We start from the raw sequence: 11061 nt of genomic DNA on the forward strand, positions 1-11061 counted from the left end.
GACTATCTCAATTACTCCTTAGAACTGTTTAAATGCAGTACAGCAGTTATCTTTTAGCGACAATGAACAAGGATCAACTTTTAACCGAACCTTTTTTACAATTACCCACCGAAACATCAATACAAGTGATTTGGTTTACGGAATTTTTTGGCACTGGTCATCAGGTGCGCTACGGGGAAAAACTAGAGAAAATGTCCCTCGCTCGTACTAGCAAATTAACTAGAGTTAGAGAAGATGCCAAATCGAGAACCCTTGAAGCTTATCAATCTTTAAGCGAGCGAGAAATCTGGCGACATCAGGCCGAAATTACTGATTTAAATCCAGGGGAAAGGATTCCCTATCAAGTCACCAGTTTTCAGGAAAATAAAGCGATTAGAAGTGATATTTATACCCTTACCCCAAGACCCAAAAAAGGAACTAATCTCAAAATTCTGCTCACTTCCGATCATCAATTAATGCCTATGACTGCCGCTAATTTACAAAAAGTTAGCGAAACTATTGGACAGGTAGATGCAGTTTTTTTAGCGGGAGATTTAGTTAATATACCCGATCGAGCTTCCGAATGGTTTGATGATAGTCGCGGTGGGGCATTCTTTCCCTGTTTACAAGGTCGTGCTAATTATACTCTTACCAAGAATGGTATTCAGACTCTTTATAAAGGGGGAGAAATTATTCAAAATGCCCCCTTATTTCCTGCTATTGGTAATCATGAAGTTATGGGCAGAATTTCTAATTCCAGAGGTTTAAATGAACAGTTTGAAGATGCTATTCCTCAGTTTATTGCTAAACAACTAGCAGAGGACACAGCAGCAATTAATGAAAAATGGTTAAAAAATAATGCTTTTAACACAGAAACCTACGAAGAAATTTTTTCTTTGCCTCAAAATAAATATTATTCTCTGACCTTTGGTGATATTCGTTTAGTGGTTTTATATGTTACTAATATCTGGAGAAATCCCAATTTAGAACCCAGTACAAGGGGAAGATATTACGAAAATCAAAGAGATTTAGATAGACCAGAACTCTGGGGTTACGGTCAGCATATTTTTGAGCCAATTGCTCAGGGTAGTCCTCAATATCAATGGTTAGAAAAAGAGTTAAATAGTCGAGAATTTCAAGAGGCTAAATATAAGGTAGTTATGTTTCATCATCCTCCCCATACCCTAGGAGGAAATATCGTGCCACCCTACACCGATCCCGTGCCGAAAATTGAACGGGATACCACGGGAAAAGTTAGATCAGTACGTTATGATTATCCCCAAGAAAATGATTATATTATTCGTGATCTAATTCCCTTATTAGAATCAGCCAAGGTTAATTTGGTTTTTTATGGTCATTCTCATTTATGGAATCGTTTTCTTAGTCCTAACGGGATGAATTTTCTCGAATCTTCTAACGTTGGTAATAGTTATGGTGCTTATTTAGGTGATAAAAAACGTCCTGTACCTCTCGATAGAAATTATGCGGCTATCGGTAATCCCAATGGATTACCACCAATTATCCCGAATATTGCCCCTCTAGTGGATTGGGTTAATCAACCTTTACCCTATATTGCCAGTAATGATGTAACGGTTTTTAGCATTTTAGATACAGAAAAAGGAACCGTGAGCAGTTATCGTTTTGATACTCGTTATCCTGACTCCGAGGTAATTAAATTTGATGAATTTGACCTTTTTAGCGTAGGTGAAATATAATAAAATCAAAGAGTGCCGGTTAAATAGATTCTCTTGGGGTTAATTCTATGACTACTGTTACTAGCAATGATATTCAAGAATTGAAAGACTTACTCTCGGCAATGCGACAGGAAAACCGCGAGCAGATGATTTCCCTGCGAGAGGAAAACCGCGAGCAAATAACTTCCCTGCGAGAAGAAACTCGCGAGCAAATAACTTCCCTGCGAGAAGAAAACCGCGAGCAAATAAGTTCCCTGCGAGAAGAAACCTGCGAGCAAATTGATACGCTAAAGGAAGATAATCGCCAACAAATAGAAACCCTGAGAGAAGAAAATAACAAGCAATTTATTAATCTACACAAAGAAATCACGGAAGTGAAAATTATCACGGCTAAAATTGAAGGAACAATTCAATCCCAAGCAGTATTAACCCAAAAAATTCCCGATTTAATCGAGAAAGTTGGGGAATTTAAAAACTGGAAACAAATAGCTATTGTCGCTATCACTGCTTTTACCAGTGCCACAATTACTTGGTTTATTCGAGAAGGAAATTTAAAACCTTAAAGTCTGGTATTTTTCTCAATTCCTAATTGGTGCGGCGCATTTGCAGAATAATCGGTTTCAGGCTTTCTCCGAAAGCGGTTAAAGAATATGCAACTTTAGCAGGCATTTCTGGATAAACTTTTCGGTGAATCAGTCCATCTAATCCTAAATCCGGTTATTAAAGACTGATTATCTATTGCCGCTTTTGCCTCTCCTGATATGTAGCCTATACTCAACAGATTAATTTTAGACGGTGAACGATAAGGGCGCAAACCTTACGCCCTTTACAGAATGATTTTAAACCGATTCCTCTAGCAAAATTGTCTGTTTACCCGACGTTAATAATAACTGGGTTTGCTTAATTTCTCCCTTGTGGTTACGCCATTGAATGTCAACGGGTAAAGCGGTATTAGGGTCAATTTTGCCTAAACCAAAGTGTAATACTGGACTTCTCACACCAGAATGACCATTGCCCCCATCTACCTGCGCCACCAGGTGATTGCCATCAGGTAGAGACACCTTAACCGCTGCGCCAATTGCGGGGATACCCATTTTCCCTTTTTCTGAAGAAGCATTAGGGGAGAGCGCAGGGGTTAAAAGCTCTAATTCCAGAGATTGACTGATATTTGGACTATCATTACGATAAAAATAAGAGGTTTCCCACTGATTTGCTACTACAAAGTCTAAATCCCCATCTCCATCCACATCGGCGGTGGCAATTCCTCTGGTGACAGAGGGATCATCTAAGCTTAATTGCGATGCCAAATCATAGTAACGTCCATCTTTACCCCGCACAAAAAAGGGATTATGTTGATGACCACTTAAATCGTCTCCATCTTGGAAATGAAACCAACTATTGGGGATTTTCAGGACTTGATCATTACTCATGGCTAACTCATGTAATTCCGGCCAACGATTGATGTCACCCTTACGAAATCCCGTAGCTTGCAACGCTTCTAACTCCCCATCATTATCAAAATCGCCGAATTTTGTTTCCCAACTCCAGCCACTACGAGAGACTCCCAAGGGTTCGCTTTTATCGACATAAGGGGCGATTCCTCGGGACATTTTCTCCGTTTCTCCCGTACTGGTAAAGAGAAAATGACTTTCCTCTAGGGCGTATTCCGAAGCAATATTACTCACATAGATGTCTAAGAGTCCATCATGGTTAATATCCCCGAAATCTACCCCCATTCCCTTAAAGCCATCATGACCGAGTACCTTAGAATTAGGTGTCGTTAACCCTTTTTGCCCTTCCAGTAAGGCAAATTGGAGATGTCCTCTGGTAGAACGATTATGTAAGAGGCGATCGGGTCCGAAATCATTGGCAAAATAAATCTCTGGCAATAAATCCCCGTCTAAATCGGCTGTTCCGACGGCCAATGTCCAACCATGAGCAATTTTCTCCTCAAAAGCATCTTGGACTTCCTGATAAGTCACTCCAGTGGTAGAGGCATCGGACCACAAGAAAACTCGATTTTTACCGCCATTATAAGCACGGGTCATCGAATCTTGCATTTTTTCGATTTTCTGAGAATTTATATCCAAAATCTCGGCATTATCTGGGAAGTAATTGCCAATGATTAAGTCTGGGTGTCCGTCCCCATCTAAATCCGAGAAGGTTGCCGCATTGGTGTACCATTTTTCCCTTTTTTGGCTGATTTGCTGCTGGAGATAACCTTGATCTTGCTTGATAAAAGCGATCGGTGTTCGTCCCCAATAATACACCAATAAATCCCTGAGTCCATCTTCATTGAGATCACTGGGAATACATCCCATCGGGGCCATGGTTTGGTCGTTATAGTCAAAATCGGTGACATTCAGGGTGAAGGGCTGATAACGATTGCCCGTACCCGGAACAGGGGAGATAATCACCTGATTGCTTTGGGTTTCTACATGACAGAGATCATTATCCAAGCCATCTCCATCGAGATCCCCCAGGGCAACTGCCGCCCCAACTGCCGAAATCCAGGCCGAATGACGGCTTAAACTGGGATTTGTCGGTCTTTCTACTTGATAGGGTTGATTTTCTAATTCGGGTAAGGGAAAACGAGTAAAGGCAAAGCGAGAAGCGATCGCATCTCTTTCGGCCATTGATAGGGCGGGGAGACGGGAAACAAAGAATAAGACTAAAATTAGCCCCAATGCCAAGATAGACTTGCTATGGCGTCGGATGAATTTTTCCAAACGATTCATGGTTTCAAAGAAGTAACTACATTCAATCTAAGCTTAAGATAGTTTAGGGGATTAAGTGCGAAAATGACTTTGGATGGCTTGTCGCCATTGTTCATAGGCAGGGATTTGGTCGTGGTAATCTAAGCCAATGAGGGTATCATCAGTGATCTTGGCTGTTTCAGTAATAGCCATTCCACACAAAATTTGACAGGCTATTTCGGTATTTTCCGAACAGTTTTCGGCTAGTAAACGTGCTTTTGCCGCAAAAGCTGCTCCCTGGGCTAATTCTGCCCTATAAGGTTCAGCCAGCTGTTTTAGATGTTGAATTTCTTCGGGAGAAACTCCCCCCGCGTAAGTGCAAGCCAAGCCGATCCCACTCCATAAATGGGGTTGAAGCAGCGGGTCGAATTTTTGGATCTGATCGGCAATTTCGGGAATATTTGCCCCTTTCACAAACCAAAGACTGCGCCCTAACCCTTGAGCAAAGACAAGACGCGCATAACCCGATAATTCTTGAGGAGACTTTCTCTCTCGGATATACTTAGGCCAGGCAAAGTATCCCTGATGAAATCCATAGCCGTCAAGGGCTAACCAACCTAATAGAGAATCTGGAAAATGTTGGGCAGAATCTGCTAATTTTTGGAGATAAAAGCGCAAAGAAAAGGGAATACGGGCTAATTGCCATCCTTTCCCTACATAGGCCATGTAAATATGCTTTTTCCCCTCGTTTGCTAAAAAATGCTCAAAGCGATTGCGCTTCCTCAGGGTTAAACAATCTAGCAAAGATAAAGCCATCGCTGCCCCTTCATAAGCAAATCCTCTCAGATTGAGCGTGACACCTTCAAGAAGAGGAAACAAGTCCGTGAGAGAATGAGCCATAATTGCTGCATTATAGCCATAGATAAAAGTTTGCCCGATCGTTTCCAAATATATCTGTTTTTGAGGCTGAACAGCCAGGCCGCCGCTTTGCGGATCACAGATGAATCCACGCTGATTAAAGGTTGCCGCTTGGGGTGAAAGGAGCAACAATCGTTGTGGAAAACGATTTACCTGCCTAGGAGAAAATTTGTGATCAAAATTGACAGCAGGATGCTCGAAGGGTGTGCCTGAGAAATTAGATGCCATTGTTAAAAAAAGTTGACAAAGTTGACAAAGTTGACAACCCTTGATGGGAGGTCTAAGATATGACCTCATGTTACCTTAAACAAAATTGATTTGATATTATAGCAGTTATCTTAATAATGAGGTACGAAGTGGTCGTTTTGGCGAGCCAGTCGATAAAATTAGGTTACACTTCATCCTGAGCAGAAACACTGTAATCTTAAGAATTAATCAATTTTAGGCCGATGAATCCTTATCCCTGTCAACAACCATGGCTAACTTTCGCCTTCAAAATTCCCATTCTTTAAAATATTGGTTTTGGGGTCTTTTAGGAGCTTTTATGGGATTTAGCTTGGGAACAACCGTTATTATCGTCTATTTTAGACCAGAATCATCCTTGAAAGCTTCCCAGTTATCGATTTCCCCGACGGTTTCTCCTGATACTCCCGAAGCTGTTGCTGCCCTTGGTTATCTTGAACCCCAAGGTGGAATTACTCAAATATCAGCCACTGCCTTTTTGGAAGGAAGTAGAGTGGATAAAATACTGGTAAAACAGGGAGAAAAAGTTGAAAAAGGCGAAATTATTGCTATTTTAGATAATAATGCCCGTTTGCGAGCAGCCCTGAAACAAGCTCAAGCAAATCTGGGTTTAGCAGCATCTAAACTCGAAAAAGTGAGAGAAGGGGCAAAAAAAGGCGAAATTATGGCTCAAGATTCCCGTATGCGTCAAAGCAAAGCGGAATTAGAGGGACAAATAATGAGGCAAAAAGCAGCGATCTCTAGTTTGGAATCGGAACTTGAAGGGGAAAAACTAGGACAAAAAGCTACCGTTGAAAGAATTAAAGCAGAATTGAATAATTCTCTCACAGATTGTCAACGTTATCAATCTTTATACCGTAATGGTGCAGTTTCTCAAGGGGAAAAAGAGCGATTTTGTTTAGAGGCGACAACTACAGAAAAAAGACTCCAAGAAGCTGAGGCTAACTTGCAACGCATTACGAATACTTTAGAACAAAAAATTCAGGAAGCTAGAGCCAATCTACAACGAACTCTTAAGACTTTAGAACAACAAATTCAAGAAAACCAAGCTATGCTAAGTGCAGTGACGGAAATTCGTCCTGTTGATCTTCAAATTGCTCAAGATGAAGTAATGACAGCTAAGGCTAATGTAGAACGCGCTCAGGCAGAATTAGAATTATCCTATGTGCGTGCGCCCCATGCAGGAAGAATTTTAAAAATTCATACTTTCCCTGGAGAATTAGTGAAAAATGAAGGGATTTTAGATTTGGGAAACATTCAAAAAATGTATGTGACATCAGAAGTGTATGAAACCGATATTAGTCGAGTTAAATTAGGTCAATCTGTAACGATAAAAACTGATAAAATGCTCGGAGATTTAAAGGGAACCGTGGAAGAAATAGGTTGGAAAGTGGGACGACAAGATGTTTTAGGAACCGATCCTGTTGTCGATACAGATGCTAGAGTCGTAGAGGTAAAAATTAGCTTAGATCATCTCTCTAGTGCTAAAGTTAATCGGTTAACTAACTTAAAAGTTAATGTTATCATTCACCCTAACTAAATAAGTCATTCATAAGATGAATATTCCCACCGCTTGGTTACAATTAGCTCATAAAAAAACTCGTTTAATTGTTGCACTGTCTGGTATTATTTTTTCGACTGTAATTATTTTTATGCAGTTGGGAATTCGAGATGCTTTATTTGAGAGTGCTGTTCATTTACATAATAGTTTAGAAGGTGATGCTTTCCTGATTAGTCCTCGTTCTACATCCTTAATTGCCATGGAAAGTTTTAGTGAGCGAAGACTATTACAAACCTTATCCTTTAATGAAGTGGAATTAGTCAGTCCAATCTATGTAGGCTATGCTCAATGGAAAAATCCTGATACAAAAAACTATTGGCGTAATATTTTTGTAATTGGAATTGATTTAAGATATCAAGCATTTAAGGCAGTGGGAATCAAAGAAAATTGGCAAAAATTAAAGCTAAAATATACCACCTTATTTGACCAAAATTCTCGTAGTGAGTTTGGAAATATTGCCGAAGATTTCCAGAAGGGTAAAACTATTATTACCGAGGTGGGAAATTCTGGTAATAATCGAAAAATAGAAGTGGTTGGTCTCTTTGAATTAGGTACATCTTTTGGTTCAGATGGTAACTTATTAATGAGCTACCCTAACTTTTTAAGAATATTTCAGAATCGTTCATCTCGGTTCATTGATATTGGCTTAATTAAGTTTCAACCAGATATTGATCGGCAATCCTTACTCAAAAAGTTAAAGAAATATTTGCCGAAAGATGTCAAAATATTAAGCAAGCAAGAGTTTATTAACTTTGAAAAAAATTATTGGGCAACCAGTACAGCTATTGGTTTTATTTTTAATTTGGGGGTATTTTTAGGATTAGTGGTGGGGATTGTGGTTGTTTATCAAATTCTTTATACCAATGTTACAGAACACTTAGCAGAATATGCAACTCTAAAAGCAATGGGATATCACAATCGTTATCTTCTGTGGCTTGTCTTGCAGCAAGCTCTGATTATTGCAGTATTGGGTTATATTCCTGGCTTTTTATTAGGGATGATTCAGTATTATTTTACCCAAAAATCTACTTTACTTCCCATTGAAATGACCCCTACTAGAGCAATATTCGTCTTTGGCTTAACCTTGCTCATGTCCTTGATTGCTGGAGCCACGGCTATTAATAAGCTCCAATATGCCGATCCTGCCGATATTTTTTAGAGGATGTTTGAAAAGGTTTACGGGTACTGTGGTCATCTAGGCAAGCCGCCTCAACAGGAGTCGGCTCATACTGGGATAAATGAAAGCTACGGAAGTTTCGGGTTAAGCTCATTTAAACCACTAATTGTCTATAACCAGTCTAGGAGAGTCATTTTTTATCGGTTATTTTTATCTCACATTCCTAGAATTATCCTTTAGCTCGCGATGTGATATTTCTCTAAAGCTAATTTCAGTTGAGCGGGAATTGGAGTGGGTCTGGTTTCACCATCCTCTCGTCGCATACAGGCCGTCTGTTGTTCCCCTTTTGCCACTAATTCTTCACCTTCATCAGTCACTCGCCAATATTCAAATAACATGGTAATTCGGTTTTGTTTAATCTCTCCTAAACGCATCCGAATAATAACATGATCAAAGGCAAATAATTCGGACAGATACTCACAGGATACTCGAACCGTTACTAAGGCTAATCCTTGGCATAATTCTGTGATAATATCTGGGGCATTATCTTTGAGAAACATTTCTCGACAACGACCTTGCCATTGCACATAATTGGCATAATAAACATTACCGACTAAGTTAGTTTCTTGAAAACTGACAATGTGATGATATTCGTAGGCTTTCATCATGATTATTTAGCGATTTTTCGAGATTAACAACGGTTTTAAAAGAACGCTATTGACAATTGACCAATTTTGTCAGCTGCTTGTCCTCTACACATTTGCAATCATACCAGTCAATCAGAATAGTTATGCTCTCAACTGCGATGGCAAATTCTACTCAAATATGTCTGAACCGCGCTCTGGGTAGGCAAACCATATAAAGTTCATTTTGTCAAGGATTGTTAAGATGCGCTTACCCTGAGGGGCATAAAGTAGGAATTTTAAGATGATCATAGGTTATCCTGATAATGGTAAACTAAACACAAGTTTTTTATTTTCTGATTATACCTCATGAATCAACCGTTAACTCGTTTTTCTCAAGAATGGTGGTCTGCCTATCAAACGACATGGAACGAACAAGAAAACTTAGGTAAAAAGTTCACTAAATTGGGAAAAGTAATTCTTTGGTTTAGTGATCATCAGGGAGTTTCTGTTTGTTCAGAATGGGATGATCAGGGTCAGATTGTTAGTTTAGAACTGATTGAGGAAATGGATGAATCTTTACCGATTTTTTCAGCGACTAGAGAGAATTGGGAACGATTTGTTAATCAAGAAATTGGTGCAGTTAAAGCCGTTATGACAGGGTTAATTGATTATCGAGGATCGATGACGATTATTGTTAAATATGGTCGTCACTTTGATTGTTTAGCAGAAGTAGCTCAAAAAGTCAATTAATTATTTTACCTCCTAATTTCTCAGTAGTGCCTTAAATCCTTCTTGTTGAAAATGGCGATCACAAGTTAAAACATCGGAGATATTTTGTTGTCTCATAATCAACATCGAAGCACAATCTGTTAAGCTATAGCTTTTATCTCGTCTTTGGCGATAAAATAGCAATGCTTCGGTAAATAACTGAGAGGTTTGAGGGATAATTTCTACTGATGAGTCTTGGTGTAATTTATCCACAATATCTAGGGCAGCATCCCTTAAATACCCACCCCTTCCAGATAAGGCATTGAGTAGTTCAGTTAACACCATTTCGCTAGTAACAGATAGAAATATATCTAAACTCGTCGGTAATAGCTACAGAAGATTGATGTAAACTATCACGAGTGTCAACCAGTGCTTGAAGATAAGCAGTATCTAAAAAAATCTTTCTCATTCGTCTTCGTAATCCTCGTCTCTGGGTGCGCCATACATATAATGTTCAAAATTGCGAGCAAAATCTTTAGGTAATTTGTTCCACTCTTCAATGGGAACTTTTTCACCAATTTCCACAATAGCTTTCCAAAAGGGTTTGTGGTTAGCGGTTTCTAAGGAAGAAGTATCACTATTTTCGCAGGGGATAGGAGTAGGGTTAGAATTGTCCATTGTTTTTAAAAGATTAGGATATTATTTATTATATAGCAATTAGGTGGGAAAGGCATGGCTGAGGTGACAGCTAATTACGACAAAACATGGAAAGAAGCGATTAGCACTTATTTGGCAGAGTTTTTAAGCTTCTTTTATCCCAATATTTATCAAGAAATTGACTGGAATCAAACCCCTATTTCCCTTGATAAAGAATTAGAACAAATTACGGCAGCTGCGGAAACTGAGCAACGCTATGCTGATAAATTATTGAAAGTTTGGTTATTAGATAATCAGGAAATCTGGCTTTTAATTCATATTGAAGTCCAAAGTCAATATGATCTAAAATTCCCTCAACGAATGTTTATTTATAATTATCGAGCCTTTGATTTGTACCATAAACCTGTTATTAGTTTAGCTATTTTAGGGGATGAAAGTAGGTCTTGGCGACCTGATTTTTATCAATATGGGTTAGGGGGAAGTCAAGTGAGAGTCGATTTTTTAATGGTCAAATTATTGGATTATCAATGGGAAGACTTAGAACAAAGTGAGAATATTTGGGCTATAATAGTCATGGCACACCTAAAAACTAAGGCTACGACTAATAATCTCAGGGAGCGTGAACAATGGAAGTGGAACTTAGTCAGAGGTTTATATCAAAGGGGATTAACCAAGTTTGAGATTATCAATCTAGGGAAATTCATTGATAAAATGATGACCTTACCCCCGCAACTTCAACTTAACTTTAAAACAAAACTCAGTCAATACGAGGAGGAAAACAAAATGCCTTTTTTAAGCACCATAGAAGAAATGGCTCTCGAAGAAGGAGCTAAATTAACTAACCAAAAACATATCATTTTGG

Annotated in this window: 10 protein-coding genes and 2 pseudogenes; 6 read left to right on the forward strand and 6 right to left on the reverse strand. The window is 39.0% G+C overall.

Annotation, left to right across the window (positions count from 1 at the left end):
- Positions 1–32: 32 nt before the first annotated feature.
- Both MICAI_RS18870 and MICAI_RS18875 read left to right on the forward strand, forming a co-directional pair.
- A complete protein-coding gene (locus MICAI_RS18870; RefSeq protein WP_008205956.1) occupies positions 33–1694 on the forward strand; it encodes a purple acid phosphatase family protein in 1662 nt (553 codons plus the stop codon).
- Between the two features lie 47 nt (positions 1695–1741).
- Positions 1742–2236 carry a hypothetical protein gene (locus MICAI_RS18875; RefSeq protein WP_008205958.1) on the forward strand — a complete coding sequence of 165 codons (495 nt, stop codon included), beginning with the start codon at positions 1742–1744 and terminating at the stop codon, positions 2234–2236.
- Positions 2237–2258: 22 nt separating this feature from the next.
- Here the strand turns inward: MICAI_RS18875 and MICAI_RS24470 are convergent.
- From MICAI_RS24470 to MICAI_RS18885, 3 genes and pseudogenes are all read right to left on the reverse strand, one after another.
- Positions 2259–2372, reverse strand: a pseudogene (locus MICAI_RS24470) (winged helix-turn-helix transcriptional regulator); the annotation flags it as partial.
- A 140-nt stretch (positions 2373–2512) separates the two neighbouring features.
- Positions 2513–4411, reverse strand: a complete 1899-nt coding sequence (locus MICAI_RS18880) for a CRTAC1 family protein (RefSeq protein ID WP_008205961.1) — start codon at positions 4409–4411, stop codon at positions 2513–2515.
- Between the two features lie 51 nt (positions 4412–4462).
- On the reverse strand, positions 4463–5515 hold the full coding sequence (locus MICAI_RS18885; RefSeq protein WP_039900514.1) for a DUF1702 family protein: 1053 nt from the start codon (positions 5513–5515) through the stop codon (positions 4463–4465).
- A gap of 247 nt (positions 5516–5762) precedes the next feature.
- Here MICAI_RS18885 and MICAI_RS18890 point away from each other — a divergent pair, with 247 nt between their 5' ends.
- A complete protein-coding gene (locus tag MICAI_RS18890; RefSeq protein WP_008205965.1) occupies positions 5763–7070 on the forward strand; it encodes an ABC exporter membrane fusion protein in 1308 nt (435 codons plus the stop codon).
- Between the two features lie 16 nt (positions 7071–7086).
- A complete protein-coding gene (gene devC / locus MICAI_RS18895) occupies positions 7087–8250 on the forward strand; it encodes an ABC transporter permease DevC (RefSeq protein WP_008205967.1) in 1164 nt (387 codons plus the stop codon).
- Positions 8251–8444: 194 nt separating this feature from the next.
- Here the strand turns inward: devC and MICAI_RS18900 are convergent, their stop codons facing one another.
- Positions 8445–8876: an acyl-CoA thioesterase gene (locus MICAI_RS18900; RefSeq protein WP_008205969.1), complete on the reverse strand. Its 432-nt coding sequence runs from the start codon at positions 8874–8876 to the stop codon at positions 8445–8447.
- A 324-nt stretch (positions 8877–9200) separates the two neighbouring features.
- On the opposite strand from MICAI_RS18900, the gene MICAI_RS18905 reads away from it, so the two are divergent.
- A complete protein-coding gene (locus MICAI_RS18905; RefSeq protein WP_002762579.1) occupies positions 9201–9584 on the forward strand; it encodes a hypothetical protein in 384 nt (127 codons plus the stop codon).
- Between the two features lie 12 nt (positions 9585–9596).
- Here MICAI_RS18905 and MICAI_RS18910 read toward each other — a convergent pair.
- A pseudogene (locus tag MICAI_RS18910) lies at positions 9597–10011 on the reverse strand (type II toxin-antitoxin system VapC family toxin).
- On the reverse strand, positions 10008–10220 hold the full coding sequence (locus tag MICAI_RS18915) for a hypothetical protein (protein ID WP_002762577.1): 213 nt from the start codon (positions 10218–10220) through the stop codon (positions 10008–10010). The pseudogene MICAI_RS18910 and the gene MICAI_RS18915 overlap by 4 nt, the downstream one beginning before the upstream one ends.
- A 54-nt stretch (positions 10221–10274) precedes the next feature.
- Between MICAI_RS18915 and MICAI_RS18920 the strand changes: the two genes are divergently transcribed.
- Positions 10275–11061: hypothetical protein (locus MICAI_RS18920; RefSeq protein ID WP_039900516.1), on the forward strand; the 787-nt coding region annotated here is incomplete at its 3' end.

Origin of the sequence: Microcystis sp. T1-4, assembly GCF_000297435.1 — a bacterium.
Taxonomy (GTDB): domain Bacteria; phylum Cyanobacteriota; class Cyanobacteriia; order Cyanobacteriales; family Microcystaceae; genus Microcystis.

What these genes read in the sequence shown, in the direction of transcription:
- MICAI_RS18870 (WP_008205956.1), top strand. Translation starts at nt 33, where the DNA reads ATGCAGTACAGCAGTTATCTTTTAGCGACAATGAACAAGGATCAACTT.
- MICAI_RS18875 (WP_008205958.1), top strand. Translation starts at nt 1,742, where the DNA reads ATGACTACTGTTACTAGCAATGATATTCAAGAATTGAAAGACTTACTC.
- MICAI_RS18880 (WP_008205961.1), bottom strand. Translation starts at nt 4,411, where the DNA reads ATGAATCGTTTGGAAAAATTCATCCGACGCCATAGCAAGTCTATCTTG.
- MICAI_RS18885 (WP_039900514.1), bottom strand. Translation starts at nt 5,515, where the DNA reads ATGGCATCTAATTTCTCAGGCACACCCTTCGAGCATCCTGCTGTCAAT.
- MICAI_RS18890 (WP_008205965.1), top strand. Translation starts at nt 5,763, where the DNA reads ATGGCTAACTTTCGCCTTCAAAATTCCCATTCTTTAAAATATTGGTTT.
- devC (WP_008205967.1), top strand. Translation starts at nt 7,087, where the DNA reads ATGAATATTCCCACCGCTTGGTTACAATTAGCTCATAAAAAAACTCGT.
- MICAI_RS18900 (WP_008205969.1), bottom strand. Translation starts at nt 8,876, where the DNA reads ATGATGAAAGCCTACGAATATCATCACATTGTCAGTTTTCAAGAAACT.
- MICAI_RS18905 (WP_002762579.1), top strand. Translation starts at nt 9,201, where the DNA reads ATGAATCAACCGTTAACTCGTTTTTCTCAAGAATGGTGGTCTGCCTAT.
- MICAI_RS18915 (WP_002762577.1), bottom strand. Translation starts at nt 10,220, where the DNA reads ATGGACAATTCTAACCCTACTCCTATCCCCTGCGAAAATAGTGATACT.